General features: G+C 71.2%; 11 protein-coding genes. 6 read left to right on the top strand and 5 right to left on the bottom strand.

The genetic code is table 11. From position 1 onward, the window contains the following. Positions 1 to 64 precede the first annotated feature (64 nt). On the bottom strand, positions 65 to 982 hold the full coding sequence (locus BI335_RS15270) for a hypothetical protein (protein ID WP_144009130.1): 918 nt from the start codon (positions 980 to 982) through the stop codon (positions 65 to 67). Positions 983 to 1,382: 400 nt separating this feature from the next. Here BI335_RS15270 and BI335_RS15265 point away from each other — a divergent pair, with 400 nt between their 5' ends. Continuing rightward, positions 1,383 to 1,943, top strand: a complete 561-nt coding sequence (locus tag BI335_RS15265; protein WP_094401519.1) for a M48 metallopeptidase family protein — start codon at positions 1,383 to 1,385, stop codon at positions 1,941 to 1,943. Here BI335_RS15265 and BI335_RS15260 read toward each other — a convergent pair. Further along, complete coding sequence (locus BI335_RS15260) at positions 1,898 to 2,491, bottom strand: NUDIX hydrolase (protein ID WP_229119618.1); 594 nt, start codon at positions 2,489 to 2,491, stop codon at positions 1,898 to 1,900. The two genes, BI335_RS15265 and BI335_RS15260, sit on opposite strands and share 46 nt — an antisense overlap. Continuing rightward, positions 2,488 to 3,885 (bottom strand): zinc-dependent metalloprotease, encoded by a 1,398-nt coding sequence (locus tag BI335_RS15255; protein WP_094431987.1) that lies wholly within the window; start codon positions 3,883 to 3,885, stop codon positions 2,488 to 2,490. Before BI335_RS15255 ends, BI335_RS15260 begins: the two co-directional genes overlap by 4 nt. Positions 3,886 to 4,095: 210 nt before the next feature. Between BI335_RS15255 and BI335_RS15250 the strand changes: the two genes are divergently transcribed. The 4 genes from BI335_RS15250 to BI335_RS15235 are packed head-to-tail and all read left to right on the top strand — an operon-like array spanning position 4,096 to position 9,180. Then, the gene (locus BI335_RS15250) at positions 4,096 to 4,548 is read left to right on the top strand and encodes a molybdenum cofactor biosynthesis protein MoaE (RefSeq protein ID WP_229119216.1); all 453 of its coding nucleotides are present in this window, start codon (positions 4,096 to 4,098) and stop codon (positions 4,546 to 4,548) included. Then, positions 4,545 to 5,675, top strand: a complete 1,131-nt coding sequence (locus BI335_RS15245) for a YlbL family protein (protein ID WP_229119217.1) — start codon at positions 4,545 to 4,547, stop codon at positions 5,673 to 5,675. Before BI335_RS15250 ends, BI335_RS15245 begins: the two co-directional genes overlap by 4 nt. A 38-nt stretch (positions 5,676 to 5,713) precedes the next feature. Then, a complete protein-coding gene (locus BI335_RS15240) occupies positions 5,714 to 6,292 on the top strand; it encodes a PPA1309 family protein (protein WP_094400847.1) in 579 nt (192 codons plus the stop codon). A gap of 50 nt (positions 6,293 to 6,342) precedes the next feature. Then, positions 6,343 to 9,180, top strand: a complete 2,838-nt coding sequence (locus BI335_RS15235; protein WP_094355441.1) for a UPF0182 family membrane protein — start codon at positions 6,343 to 6,345, stop codon at positions 9,178 to 9,180. Between the two features lie 139 nt (positions 9,181 to 9,319). On the opposite strand, the gene BI335_RS15230 is transcribed toward BI335_RS15235, so the two are convergent. Together BI335_RS15230 and BI335_RS15225 are read right to left on the bottom strand one after the other, a co-directional pair. Next, positions 9,320 to 10,639: a M16 family metallopeptidase gene (locus BI335_RS15230; RefSeq protein ID WP_094431887.1), complete on the bottom strand. Its 1,320-nt coding sequence runs from the start codon at positions 10,637 to 10,639 to the stop codon at positions 9,320 to 9,322. Further along, positions 10,636 to 11,925, bottom strand: coding sequence for a M16 family metallopeptidase (locus BI335_RS15225; RefSeq protein ID WP_166646692.1), 1,290 nt, complete (start codon positions 11,923 to 11,925; stop codon positions 10,636 to 10,638). Before BI335_RS15225 ends, BI335_RS15230 begins: the two co-directional genes overlap by 4 nt. Positions 11,926 to 12,052: 127 nt before the next feature. Here BI335_RS15225 and BI335_RS15220 point away from each other — a divergent pair, with 127 nt between their 5' ends. Beyond that, positions 12,053 to 14,284, top strand: a complete 2,232-nt coding sequence (locus BI335_RS15220) for an ATP-binding protein (RefSeq protein WP_144009129.1) — start codon at positions 12,053 to 12,055, stop codon at positions 14,282 to 14,284. Positions 14,285 to 14,292: the final 8 nt, after the last annotated feature.

Genomic DNA, 14,292 nt, shown 5'->3' with positions numbered 1-14,292 from the left:
CATTCTTCCGCGCCGGACAACAAGGGACGAAACCGGCGCGCCCCGTGGCTCAGGTCCAGCTGGCTCAGGTCCAGCCGCCGCAGCCGCAGTCGGGGTGCCGCGGCCAGCAGCGCTGCCGCACCGACCAGTGGCCCCGGCGTACCTCGAGGGTGGCACCCAGCGTCTCGGCCGCACCGTTCTCCCACCAGGACCGCAACTGCAGCACCGCGGTCTGCGCCGCCCAGCCGAGCAGCTCGGGGCTCGGCCGGGAGCGGGCCCGGCAGAGCTGGGCCAGCAGATGCGGCCAGGCGGGGTCGCGGCGGCGGACCAGATCGGTGCAGCGGGTGCAGCAGGTCACCCCGGGCACCACGAGCGGGCCGAGCAGCACTCCGTCGGGCAGCGGGCGGAGCAGCAGATGCGGACGGTCCTGGCGGAGCAGGGTGTCGGTGAGCGCCCGGTCGCATTCCAGGGTGTCGCTGGCGACCACGGTCAGATCATGATCGGGTTGCCGGTCGCTGTGCCAGTGGTCACCACCGCCGACCGGTCCGAGGCCGGCGGCCCGCAACTGCGCGATCAGCGTCTCCCCGGCGCTGGGCCGCAGCTCCGGATAGAGATCCAGCGCCGGGGGATCCGGATCGACCACCTGGAGGGGGCCGATCTCCGCGGCCAGGTATGCCTCCGCGACCGCCCGGCCCAGTGCCCCCGCACCGAGCAACCGGACCCGCGGGCGGCGCCGGCGGGGTCGTGCTGGCCCGTGGGTGAGCAGGCCGAGCCGCTCGAGTCGGGTGACCAGCACCGCCAGTGCGGTATCGGGAATCCCGGTCTCGGCGGCGACCTGGGCGCAGCTGCGCCGGCCGTCCAGCAGCCGCAGCGCGGCACCCCAGTCACCTGGGCCGGTGGTGGCGATCAACGCCCCGCGCTCGGTCTCGACACCGATCTGCAGGGTGCCGTCGCCGCGCTCCAGCACCGGGAGGGCGGGATCGAGACGGGGTGCGCCGGGCATGCCACCAGCCTGCCGTGCGCGAACCGGCCGTGGGGGAGTGGCACCGGGGTTGTCCACAGGAAATCCGACCGGATCCGGAACCGGACCGGGCAGCGGTGCGGGGGCATGGAAGAGGCCCTCAGGGAATCGAACTCCGCTTGCCTTCCCCTGCGAGCGGGTCGACCATCTGAGGGCCTCGTGCACAGAAAACTATGGCCTCGGCCCGCGGGCGTCAAGTCGGGTCGGGGGCCGGATCGACCGGAGATTTCCACCGGCTGTGGACAACGCTGTGGATCGGGTGTGGACGGGGTGTGCACGAGCACCGGTGCGATGTGGATGAGCGGTGGGCGAACCCGCTCCGACTGGCCGTCGGCTGTGGATGGAGCGGGTTCTGTCGGAGCCGCGGGTTAGCGTGTGGGTCATGGACAGATTGCCCCTCGACAGCAGCGATCCGGTCGCCGACGAGGAGATCGAGGTACGCCGCAGCGCCCGCCGGCGGCGGACGGTGTCGGCCTATCGCAGCGATGGGCGGATCGTGGTGCTGCTGCCGGCGCGGATGTCGCGCAGCGAGGAGGCGCGCTGGGTGCGGGAGATGGTGCTCAAGGTGCAGGCCCGCGAGGCGCGGACCCGGGGCCCGCAGCAGCCCTCGGAGCTGCTCACCCGCGCTCTTGCGCTGCAGCAGCGTTTTCTGGCGCCGCAGCTGGACCAGGTGCGGGCCCCGATCAGCGTGACCTGGGTGGCCAACCAGAACAGCCGCTGGGGGTCGTGCACGCCGGAGAACGCGACCATCCGGCTCTCCGACCGGTTGCGGGTGATGCCTGCCTGGGTGGTCGACTACGTGCTGCTGCACGAGCTGGCGCATCTGGCCGAGCGGGACCACGGGCCGCGGTTCTGGGCGTTGCTGGCGGCCTATCCCCGCACCGAGGAGGCCAAGGGTTATCTGGCCGGCTGGGTGGACGGGCGGGCGGCCGCCGGGTCCTGAGCGGCGAGCCGGCTGTGGGCGGCCCGGACCAACCGCACCACCGAGGGCTCGTCGGTGGGCAGATCGTCGGCGTCGAACCAGCCGACCGCGGTGGATTCCGCGCTGCCGGGCGGTTGCCGGTCCGGATCGGCCAGCACCAGATGGCGCACGTCCAGGTGCCAGCAGGGGCGTACCGGCCCGCAGGGCACCTGATGGGCGTCCAGATGCACGATGCCGGGCAGCAGCCGCAACCCGGGCAGGCCGCTCTCCTCGGTCGCCTCACGCAGCGCCGCCGCGGCCAGCGACGGGTCGGCGGGTTCGAGGTGGCCGCCGGTCTGCAACCAGCGGCCCAGTTTCCGGTGGTGCACCAGCAGTACGCGGTCACCGCCGGGCGAGCAGATCAGCGAGCTCGCCGTCAGGTGCGCACCGGCACAGTCCCGCAGCCAACCGTCGGTGGGATGCGCGTCCAGATGCGCCAGGAAACGATCCCGCAGCTCCTGCTGCTGTGCATCGCCGGCGACCAGGGCCGTCAGCTCGGCGCGGCAGTCGGCGGCCAGGCCGGCGGTCACTTCCCGGAATCCCCGTCCTCGGCGGGCCCGTCCTCGGAATCCCCACCCTGCTTGCGATCCTGGTCGCGTTCCTGCTCGGCCTGGTTGAGCAGCTTCTCCAGCTCGGCGTCCATGTCGTCACCGCTGGGCACCTGTTCGGCGGCCTGCTCGCGTTCGCCCGCGACGTAACCCAGCGGGTCGTCCAGATCCACCGCGGTGGGCAGCAGATCGGGGTGCCGCCAGACCGCGTCCCGACCCTCGGTGCCACGCGCCTCACGCAGCGCCGCCCACAGGTTCGCCGCATCGCGCAGCCGCCGGGGCCGCAGCTCCAGCCCGACCAGTGCGGCGAAGGTCGCCTCGGTCGGGCCGCCGGTCGCGCGGCGGCGGCGGACCACCTCGGCCAGCGCGTTGCCGTTGGGCATCCAGCGTGCGGTGGCCTGGCCGACGACCTCGTCCACCCAGCCCTCGACCAGCGCCAGCAGGGTCTCCAGCTTGGCCAGCACGGCCTGCTGCTCGGGGGTCTGCCGGGGCGCGAACAGGTTGCCCTGCAGCTTCTCGCTGAGCTCGCCGAGCACCTGCGGATTCAAGGCGTTCAGATCCAGCTCGCCGACCGCCTCCTCGATCGAGGACAGGTCGATGGTGATGCCGCCGGCGTACTGCTCGACCAGCGAGAGGATCGCCGGGCCGAGCCAGCCGGCGCCGTTGAACAGCCGCTGCCGCGCCGATTCGCGCAGTGCCAGATAGAGCAGCACATCGGCGTCGCTCTGCTCCAGGCCCTCGGCGAACGCGGCGACATTGGTCGGTACCAGGGCGATGGTGCCGGCGTGCTCACCCGACAGCGGCAGCCCGGTCTCGGTCGCGCTCACCACCGAGGTGGCCAGGGTGCCGATCGCCTGACCGGCCTGCATCCCGAAGATGGTGGCACCGCTGGACTTCAGCCACGGCCGCAGCATCGCCTCCAGGCCGGCCATGCCGGGCTGGTCGGACTGCTCCTCGGAATCCTCCGGGGCGACCGAATCGGCCATCGCCTCCGACATCGACTCGGCGACCGGATCGATCAGCCGACGCCAGGTCGGCATCGTGTTCTCCACCCATTCGGCGCGGCTCCAGACCGCCACGGTGCCGGATCCGGTGAACTCGGTGGTCTCGTCCAGCCACATGTCGGCGAGCCGGACCGCGTCGCGCAGCGCGGTGAGGCGCTCGTGCGCCGGGGTCGGGTCGGCGCCGGCGGCGGAGACCACCCGGCGGGCCACATCGCGGATCTGCTCCCAGCCCTGCTGCTGCGTACCGCCACCCGGCATCCCGAACATGGCACCGCCGCCCATGCCGCCCATCCCGAGCTGGCTCAGCATCTGCTGGAACTGCTGCATCAGCTGCTGCAGATCCGGTTGTCCCGGCTGTCCCGGACCACCCATTCCGAAGCCGGAGAACAGCGCCTCCCACGGGTTCTGACCCTTGTCGGGGTCCTCACCCGGTTGCTTGCGCGGGTCGTCATTGTCGGCCATGCGGGCGACTCCTTGGTCTGCTCGGCGACGGTGTCTGGCACCGGTTGCGTCTCGCCTCCCATTCAACCGCATCGGCCCAACACTTGGGCAGGGCTCAGGAACGCCGGGTATGGTCGGCCCGTGCAGTCCAGCCGAGAAGTGTCGGTATCGGCGGAGATCCTCGCCGAGCCGCTCAGTGTCGACCGCGTTCTGGACGCCGTCCGCGCGCCCTCGGTCGGCGGCGTCGGGCTGTTCGTCGGCCTGGTCCGCGACATCGACGACGCCGGAGACGGTGCGGGGGAGCGCGGGGTGACCTCGCTGGACTACAGCGCCCACCCGAGCGCCGCAGCTGAATTGAGCCGAGTGGCCGCCGAGGTCGCGGAGCGCCACGATGTGCTGGCGGTGGCCACCGAGCACCGCGTCGGGCACCTCGAGATCGGTGATCTGGCCGTCGTCGTGGCCGCCGGTGCGGTGCACCGGGCCGCGGCCCTGGCGGCCTGCCGGGACCTGATCGACACGTTGAAGCAGCAGGTCCCGATCTGGAAGGCGCAGCAGTTCACCGACGGTGACACCGAATGGGTGGGCCTGCCGTGACCCAGACCTCGACCCAGACGCCGCTGCCGGCCGGTGCCGAGCAGTCCGGCGGCGGCACCCCGCGCCGCCGCCTGAATCTGACCCGGCAGACCTGGCTGGCGCTCACCTCGGCGATCTGGTTCGTCGCGCTGGCCCTGCTGATCGCCGTCGTCCCGGTGCCCTACGTCGTCTACAGCAAGGGCCGGGCCTATGACGTGCTCGGCAACGGCAGCGACGGCCGACCGATGATCGTGGTGGACGGGATCCAGACCTATCCGACCAGTGGCCAGCTGCGGATGACCACGGTCTCGGTGACCCGGGCCGATGCCGCCACCAGCCTGCCGGAGGCGGTGCTCGCCTACTGGCTGCCGCGCCGCGACGCGCTGCCGCGGGACTCGGTGTACGAGCGGGGCAAGTCGACCGAGCAGGTCCGCTCCGAGGAGCGGCAGATGATGGACACCTCCCAGCAGGACGCGGTCGTCGCCGCGTTGCGGGCGGCGAACCAGCCCGTCACCGAGATGCCGGTGGTGTCCTCGGTGACCGTGTCCGGGCCGGCCAACGAACGGCTCCAGCCGGGCGATCTGTTCCTCTCGGTGGATGGCACCGCGGTCAACAACCCCGAGGAGGTCCGCCGGATGGTCCAGCGGCACACCCCCGGGGACGTGGTGAAGCTGCTGGTGCTGCGCAATCGGGTGGAGACCCGGGTCGACGTCATCACCACCCCCAGCCGCCGTGACCCGAAGAACCCGGTGCTCGGGGTGGAGGTCGCCACCGGTTACCGGTACGCCCCGATGGTCAACTTCGGCGTCAGCTCCGACATCGGCGGGCCCAGCGCCGGCCTGGTGTTCGCGCTCGGGCTCTATGACCGGATCACCCCGACCGATCTGCTCGCCGGGCGGTCGGTCGCCGGCACCGGCACCATCAATCCCAGCGGTGCGATCGGCGCGATCGGCGGCATCCAGGAGAAGATCGCCGGCGCCGAGGAGGCGGGTGCGCAGATCTTCATCGTGCCCGGGGCGAACTGTCGCGACCTGGCCGGGTTGGACACCGACCTGAATCTGATCCGGGCGAACACCCTGAACGAGGCGATCGACGGCCTGCGGCTGGCGGGCAACCCGGCGACCGCCGCGCAGGTACCGCGCTGCTGAGGCGTACCCCCGCACCCCGAACCCTGAGGACAGCACAGATGCCCGAGCAGACCAGCACCGAACAGAGCGACGCCCTGGTGGCGGCCCTGATCGAACTCGAGCACCACGTCGGCGCCGGCGGCTGGGACCAGCCCGCGCGGTTGTTCGCGCTGGTGCTCTCCGACGAACTGATCGCCGCCGAACCCGAGCTCGCCGCCCATCTGGGCATCCGGGGCAGCGCCGACGGCCACCCGCCGGGCGCGCTGACCGCGATCGAGCAGGAGAACTTCCGCAATGCCGGGGTCGAGGAGGGGGCCGAACCGCTGCCCGAGGAGGCGGATCTGCCCGCGGTGCTGGGGCGGATCGCCTGGCCCGAGTCGGTGCACGGCTGCGCGCTCGCGCTGGAGCGCACCTTCCTGCCCGCCGGTCACGAGGGCCAGTTGCCCGATGATCCCGAGCAGGCCGCGCGGTTCGTCGCCGAGCATCCGCAGCGCGAGGAATTGCGGCTGGTGGTCGGTGTGCTCCGCGACGGCACCCAGCACGCGGTGGCCCGGCTGGTGTCACAACCCGATGAACTTCTGGGGGGAGCGGAGCTCGCACCCGGGGTCGCTGAGGTACTCGCGGCTACGCTGTCCTGAACGGCCGTCCCAGATCGGTCAGCCCGAGAAAGTCAGCACAGGAGGAACAGGTGAGCCAGACCGCCGGGGTCAGCACCCACAACGGACCCCGAAGGCGCGGTGCCCTGCTGCCGGCGTTGGTCATCGTGACCGTGCTGGTGCTGCTGTTCGTGCTGTTCACCAACATCTGGACCGACAAGCTGTGGTTCGACTCATTGGGTTTCCCGCAGGTCTTCGCGACCACCTTCTGGTCCCGGGTCGGGCTGTTCGCGGTCTTCGGGTTGCTGATGGCGGCGGCGGTGGTCGGCAACACCGCGCTGGCCTACCGGCTGCGCCCGACCACCCGCAGCGGCCCGATGGCCAGCGAGCTGCTGGAGCGCTACCGGGAGACCATGGAGACCCGGTTCGTCCAGGTGATGATCGGGCTCGGCGTGGTCACCGCGCTGCTCGCCGGGGTCTCCGCGGCGAGCGAGCTGACCACCTTCCTGGCCTGGCGCAATGCCACCCCCTTCGGCGAGGTGGACCCGCGTTTCGGCCTGGACGTCTCCTTCTACGTCTTCGCCTACCCGTGGTGGCGGTTCGTGATCAGCTTCGCCGCGACCCTGTTCGCGTTCTCCACCATCGCGGCCGCGGTGATGCACTACGTGATGGGTGCGCTGCGGGTGGCGCGCAACGAGCGTCGGCGCACCTCCCCGAAGGCCCAGGCGCACCTGTCGGTGCTGATCGGGCTGACCGTGCTCTGCTTCGCGGTGAGCGCGTTCTTCGACCGGTACGCCTACCAGATCACCACCAACCGGTTGCTGACCGGCATGTCCTACACCGATGACCACGCCCGGGTGAACGCCTCCCTGGTGGTCGCGGTGATCACCGCGCTCTGCGCCGCGCTGTTCCTGGCCAACATCTGGCTGCAGCGCTGGCTGTTGCCGCTGGCGGCGCTGGCGCTCACCGTGGTGGCCAGTGTGCTGCTCACCATGCTCTACCCGGCCGGTGTGCAGGGCCTCGAGGTCAATCCGAACGAGCCCGACAAGGAACGCCCCTACATCGAGCAGCACATCGCGGCCACCCGGGACGCCTATGGCATCGACAATGCCGAGATCAGCAACTACGCGGTCACCAACAATGCCAACCCGGCCCAGTTGCGGGCCGATGCGGACGCGCTGCCCGGTATCCGGCTGATCGACCCGGCCGTGGTGGCCCCGACTTTCGAGCAGTTGCAGCAGGTCCGCGGCTACTACAGCTTCCCGTCGGTGCTCGATGTGGATCGCTACCAGATCGACGGGCGGGAGACCGACACCGTGGTCGCGGCCCGCGAGCTCAACCTGGGCGGCCTGCAGGACCGCTCCTGGAACAACATCCGCACCACCTACACCCACGGCTACGGCCTGGTCGCGGCCTACGGCAACCAGCGCGACGCCAACGGTGCGCCGGTCTGGATCGACCTGCAGCAGCAGGTGGGTGACTACGAGAAGCGGATCTACTTCGGCGAGCAGCACACCGACTACTCGATCGTCGGCGGCCCGGCCGGTTCCACGCCGCTGGAGATCGACAGCCCCAACGGCGGCCCCGGTGGCAGCGAGACCCGGACCACCTACACCGGCAAGGGCGGCGTACCGATCGGGAACTGGTTCGACCGGGTGCTCTACGCCACCCGCTTCGCCGACGCCAACATCCTGCTGTCGCGCCGGGTGAACCCGGAGTCCAAGATCATCTACAACCGCACCCCGCAGGAACGCGTCCAGGCCGCGGCACCGTGGCTGCAGATCGACTCCAACGCCTATCCGACGATCGTCGACGGGCGTGTGCAGTGGGTGCTGGACGGCTACACCACCACCAACAACTACCCGAACAGCCGCAGCATCTCCTGGCAGCAGACGATCACCGACAGCCAGACCCCGACCGGCACCCAGGGTCGCCCGGACACCCAGATCAACTACCTGCGCAACTCGGTGAAAGCGACGGTCGACGCCTACGACGGCACCGTCAAGCTCTACGCCTGGGATGAGGCCGACCCGATCCTGCAGACCTGGCGCAAGGTGTTCCCCGGTGCGGTCTCGGACAAGTCGACGATCCCGCCGGCGCTGCTGGAGCACCTGCGCTATCCCGATGACCAGGTGAAGGTGCAGCGCCAGCTGCTGACCCGCTACCACGTCACCGATCCGTTCGCCTGGTTCCAGGGCAACGACCTGTGGGTGCTGCCGACCGACCCGGTGACCCCGGGGGCGCAGAAGGAACGGCCCTATCTGCTGTCCATCCGGCTGCCCGGCCAGCAGCAGCCGACCTATTCGCAGACCAGCGTGTTCGTGCCCAACCAGCGTGAGAATCTGGGTGCCTATCTGGCGGTGAACTCCGAGGCGACCAGCCCCGACTACGGCAAGCTGCAGATCCTGCGGATGACCGCCACCGAGGTGCGCGGCCCGAACCAGGTCTACAACGACATCCGCGCCAACAACCAGATCGCCGACCGGCTGCGGGCCTTCCAGCAGTCCTCGGCGGCGGTGATCCCGGGCAACCTGTTGTCGCTGCCGCTGGCCGGTGGGGTGCTGTACGCCCAGCCGTACTACACCCAGCGCGGTGACGCCGGTCCCGGTAGCTTCCCGGCGCTGCAGTTCGTCACCGTGCGCTTCGGGGAGAAGACCGGCGTCGGCGACACCCTGCAGCAGGCGCTGGACCAGGTGTTCGGAGCCGCGGGGGCCTCCACCGGTGAGCAGCCCGAGGGTGGCGCGCCGCCGCCTCCGGGGCCGGGGCAGCCGCAGGATCTGCCGGCCGCCCGCCAGGCCCTCCAGGACGCCGACCGGGCGTACGCCGAGGCCGGGAACGCCCTGCGCTCCGGCGATCTGGCGACCTACCAGCAGAAGAACGAGGAGGCCGCGGCGGCCGTCCGCCGGGCCGCCTCCGCGATGGGCAACTGACTATCTGAGGCCGGCTCGCGCGCGGCGCGCCATGACCCCGCTCTTCGGCCCAGTCGTCGAGATCCTTGCGGGAGGTCAGGGCCCGGTGCGATGGACGACGCGTGGATTTCTCCTTGGTGGGCCTGCATCGCGGGGACGCTCAGACCGCGAACCCGGCCTCGCGGATCGGGTCGGTGAGGGCCTCGGCGTCACCGACGACGACCAGGCTGAGCGCGTCGAGATCGACGATCTGCTGGTACGCCGCGGTGGCGGTTTCGGCGGTGGTGGCGCGGATGCCGGCCAGATAACCGTTCATCCAGTCCGGCTGCAGGCCCTGCTGCACCAGCATGGCCGTCTGGTCGGCGAGCCCGTCGGCGGTCGAGTATCGCAGCGGCGACACCCCGGTGAAGAAGTTCTGGGCGTCGCGGACCTCGGCCTCGGTGATCGGCGCGTCACCGAGGTCGAGCAGCGCCCGTGCCTCGGCCAGCGCGGGGCCGGCCACCTCGGTACGGAAACTGCCGGCCACCGCATAGCTGCCACCGGCGCGCAGTGGTGCCTGCTGCAGCCCGACCCCGTAGGTGTACCCACGCTCCTCGCGGAGCACCTTGTTCAACCGGCTCAAGAAGGCGCCGCCGACGGCGTAGGAGGCCACCTGCAGCGCCGGCCACCGGGGATCGGTCCGGTCGATGCCGAACCCGCCGAGCCGCAGGTCGGCCTGCACGGCACCCGGCCGGGGCAGCAGCACCGCCGCCGGCGTACCCGGGACGGCCGCCGGATGCGAGGCCGGGGCCTGGTCGGCCACCGACCAGTCGCCGAGGGCCGCGGCGGCCAGCGGCACCGGGTCCTCGGTGAAGTCACCGGCGAGGATCAGCGTCGCCCCCCGCGGGCCGTAGTGGTCGCGGTGGAAGGCCCGCACCGCGTCCGGGGTGATCGCCCGGACGGTCTCCGGGCCGCCGCCGGCCATCCGCTGCACGCGGCTGATCGGATCGAAGACCAGCTCGCGGAAACTGGTCGAGGCGAGCTGGGCCGAATTGGCGCGCAACTGGTCGATCTCGGCCAGCCGCAGCGCCACCTGACGCTCCACGTCGGAGGCGTTCAACTCGGGGCGCCGAACCGCCTCGGCGAGCAGTTCCAGCGCAGGCCCGAGCCGGCGGGCGGGCACGTCGATCATCGCCTGCAGACCGGAGAATCCCTGTGCTGCATAGAAAGCCGCACCCTCGGTCTCCAGCACCTCGGCGAACCGATCACCGGGATGGGCGACCGAGCCCTCGTCGAGCACGCGGGCACAGATCGTCGCGACACCCTCCAGTTCGCGCGGCTCGGCGGTCAGCGGCAGGTCCAGCTGCAGCACCGCCGAGATCACCTGCTGGCCGGGCATCTGATGCACCAGCACCCGGATTCCGTTGTCCAGAAAGGATTCCTCCGGGGTGGGGTAGTGCCAGGTCTCGGGCGCGCGGACCTCGGGAGCGGTGCTGCTCATCGGGACTCCTCGCTTCGGCGGTAGATCAGGGTGGCCCGGTGCTCGGGATCCAGGTGCGTGCGGGCCGCCCGGCGGACCTCGTCGGCACCGATCGAGAGCACCTCACCGACCCGGGTGTTGACCCGGCCGGGGTCATCGAGCAGGGTTGCGCTCCCGGAGATCTGATCGGCCCGGGTTTCCAACCTGGACAGCGATTGCAGCCAGGCGCGCTCGAACTGGGCGCGGGCCCGCTGCAGCTCCTCCTCACTCGGCCCGTCCTCGGCCAACCGGGTCAGCTCGGCGACCAGGGCCTGTTCGGCGCGCTCGGGGCTGGTGCCCTCCCGGCAGCGGACCGAGGCGAAGCCGAAGGAGGTGCCGCCGATCAGCGGCAGCGCGCTGGCCGAGGCATCGGTGGCGACCTCGCTGCGGCGTACCAGCTCGCGGTGCAACCGGCTGGTCTGCGACCCGCCGAGCACCGACAGCGCCAGGTCGACCGCGTCCTGCTCCCGGGTACCCAGGGCGGGCAACCGCCAGCTGAAGTACGCCGCGTCCGCCGGTACCGCCGCGCTCACCTCGGCGCGCGGCAGGCCATCGATGGCCGGCAGCGGTGTCGCCACCGGTCGTGGCGCCGCGGGCCCGGCCGGGATCTGCCCGAAGTAGCGGTCCGCCAGCGCGAAACCCTGCTCCGGTTCGACATCCCCGACCAGGGTGAGCACCGCATTGTTCGGCAGATAGAAGGTGCGGAAGAAGGCGTGCACGTCGTCCAGGGTCGCGGCGTCCAGGTCGGCCATCGAACCGATCGTGGTGTGCCCGTAGGGATGGTCGGCGGGGAAGGTGAGCTCGACCAGGCGCTCCATCACATCGCCATAGGGCACGTTGTCGTAGCGCTGACGCTTCTCCTCCTTGACCACCTCGCGCTGGTTGTCCAGATTCTGCTGGCCGACCGCGACGGGCAGCGAGGCCAACCGGTCCGCCTCCAACCAGAGCGCCAGCTCCAGCCCACCGGTGGGCAGCGCCTCGAAATAGTTGGTGCGGTCGAACCAGGTCGTCGCGTTCACCGAGGCGCCGGCCGCCTGAAGCAGCGCGATGTGCTGACCGGCGGCGACATTCGCCGAGCCCTGGAACATCAGATGCTCGAACAGGTGCGCGAACCCGGTCCGGCCCGGCTGCTCGTGCCGCGAGCCGACGTCGTACCAGAGGTTCACCGCCACCGCCGGCGCGTGATGATCGGGGGAGACGATCACCCGCAGTCCGTTGTCGAGGGTCCGTTCGTGCAGCGGGTACGCCCCGGCGGTCGGTTCTTTCATACCGGCCATCACACCACACGGCCCGATTCCGATGACGCCCCGTTTCCGATGACGCCCCGATTCCGATGACGGATGTCATTCGCTGAAATGCGCGCCGATCGGTGCCGCTGTCCCTAGGCTTCCGCTTATGGCGGACTCACCCCGGGGGCCAGGCTGGTCGAGCGTGATCGACCGCGGGCTGCGCTGGATGTTCGTCGTGCCGATCAGCGTCTCGGTCTTCTTCTATCTGCCCGTGGTGCTCCAGGAGTACCGCCGGGTGGGTGCGCTGGGCCGGGTCGGATTGCTGCTGATCGCGGTGGTCCAGGTCGCGGTGGTGCTCGGGGCGCTGCGGTTCGGCCGCAGTGGGGAGCGCACGCTGCTGGCCCGGGTGCTCGGCGTGCTCTGCCTGGCCGGGCTGGTGCTGCTGCTGGTCGGTCAGCCGCCGGGGGTGTGGCAGATCGCCTGGTGGCCGACGACGGTGGTCAACTCGATGCTCTGCTTCGTGCTGGTCTTCGGTGGGCGGCACCGCTGGCGCACCGGGATCGTGCTGATGCTCGCCTGTCTGGGGGTACGCCTGGTCGCGATCGTCGGTTCGGGGGAGTCGCTGCGGGCCGGGTTGGCCGAAGGGGTGTCCGGGCTGCAACTGGCCTGGACCGTGGTGCTCGCGGTGGAGGCGCTGCGCGCGGTGGGAGCGACCGTGGACGCCTCGGTCACCGATCGCCGGCGGGTGCTGCTCGATGAGGAGCTGGGCCGGGTGCAGCAGCGCCAGACGCGGGCGGTGGAGCAACTCCTGCACGATGAGGTGCTGCACACCCTGCGCGTGGTCGCCCGGCCCGGGACGATCGGTGTCGACCCGATCCGGGAGGCCGCCGCGCGCACGGTCGCCCTGCTCACCCGCTCGCGGCAGCGGACCGACCAGAGCCTGCTCACCGGGCTCGGCGAGTTGCAGCGCGAGGTCGCGATCCGGATCGACACCGTGGGGCAGCCCCCAGAGCTGCCGACCCCGGTGGAGAGCGCGTTCACCGGTGCGATCCGGGAGGCCATCCGCAACGCCGACCGGCACTCCGGTGCATCCACCGTGCGGGTGCACTGGCGCTCGGCGGGTCCCCGGGTGGAGGTCGAGATCAGCGACGACGGCCGCGGGTTCGATGCGAGCGGTACCGGTGGCGGCCCGGGGCGCGGGGGGATCGTCGGCTCGATCACCGAACCGATGGCCGACGTCGGCGGATCCGCCGAGATCCGGTCGTCGGGCGAGGGCACCCAGGTGCTGCTCGGCTGGCGGGCACCGACACCCTCGACGGCGGTGCTCGCGGAGACCTGGCAGGCGATGCGGCGCGGCACGGTGATCGCGATGATTCCCATCCTGGTGGGGAATGTGTTGATGCTGGCACTGCTGGCGCCGGATCTGGAGCGGCTCGCTCCGGCCATCCTCGGGACGCTGCTGGTGAGCCTGGCCGGGGCCGCCACCGGATGGGCGATCTGGCGCGGTACGAACCCGGCCCTGCTGGCGGTGCTCGCACCGCTGGCCTGCCTGGTCGGCCTGTTCCTGAACGTCCTCGCGATCCCGGCCGGGACCGGTAACGCCTTCTACTTCTTCCTGGCCGGCGGCGTGATCCCGGTTCTGATGCCGCAGCTGGTCGTCTATCCGCTGACGGTCGGGCTGGCCCAGACCGCGGCGGTCTGGGCCGGGATCGTGGTGGCGGGGTGGTGGCGTTTCGGTCTGGCCCGCACGATGGTCGCCTACGCCGGCGCGATCACCGCACCGACGCTGCTGCTGGCGATCCTGATCCTCCGGCTGGTGGTCGGGGTGTACGGGCCCCGGTTGCTCGCCGAGCTGGGCCGACTGGACGCCGCGGAGGTCCGGACCCATGAACGGGAGGTGCGCAACCGGGTGCGGGAGGCCAGGCTGCGGCGGGTGAGCCAGCGCATCGTGCCCTTCCTCACCGGGGTCGCGACCGGCCGGGTGGCCCTCGGTGCCCCGACGACCGAACGCCGGGCGCGGCAACTGGAGCTCGAGGTGCGCGATGAGGTGCAGTTCGGGGGGCCGACACCGGCCCTGGCGAACCGGTTGATCGCGGTGCGGGAGCGTGGCTGGCTGCTGGAACTGCGCCTGGGCACCCGGGATGTGGCCGGATTGGAGCAGGAATTGTTGCGGCTGCTGGTCGCCTTCGACCGTGAACCGTGGTCCGATGAACGGGTGGTGGTCAGCAATCTGGGTGAGCTGGTGGCGGTGTTCGCCGGTGACTGGGTCGGTGCACCGCCCGATGCCCGGGCGGTGCGGTTGGAGCGCGGGGACGGGTTCTGCACGCTACGGCCCACCCCGGTCGGCCCGGGACTGTCCCACGATCGGATGACTGGCAGGGGAGCCGAGGATGGATGAGGATCCGA

The organism is Enemella evansiae (genome assembly GCF_002250705.1).
In the GTDB taxonomy this organism is placed as follows: Bacteria; Actinomycetota; Actinomycetes; order Propionibacteriales; family Propionibacteriaceae; genus Enemella; species Enemella evansiae.
This window is presented reverse-complemented; position numbering and strand designations above follow the sequence as displayed.

Bases quoted from the DNA above. Each gene is read 5' to 3' on its own strand.
- BI335_RS15270 (WP_144009130.1), bottom strand. From the start codon at position 982: ATGCCCGGCGCACCCCGTCTCGATCCCGCCCTCCCGGTGCTGGAGCGC.
- BI335_RS15265 (WP_094401519.1), top strand. From the start codon at position 1,383: ATGGACAGATTGCCCCTCGACAGCAGCGATCCGGTCGCCGACGAGGAG.
- BI335_RS15255 (WP_094431987.1), bottom strand. From the start codon at position 3,885: ATGGGTGGTCCGGGACAGCCGGGACAACCGGATCTGCAGCAGCTGATG.
- BI335_RS15240 (WP_094400847.1), top strand. From the start codon at position 5,714: ATGCCCGAGCAGACCAGCACCGAACAGAGCGACGCCCTGGTGGCGGCC.
- BI335_RS15230 (WP_094431887.1), bottom strand. From the start codon at position 10,639: ATGAGCAGCACCGCTCCCGAGGTCCGCGCGCCCGAGACCTGGCACTAC.
- BI335_RS15225 (WP_166646692.1), bottom strand. From the start codon at position 11,925: ATGAAAGAACCGACCGCCGGGGCGTACCCGCTGCACGAACGGACCCTC.
- BI335_RS15220 (WP_144009129.1), top strand. From the start codon at position 12,053: ATGGCGGACTCACCCCGGGGGCCAGGCTGGTCGAGCGTGATCGACCGC.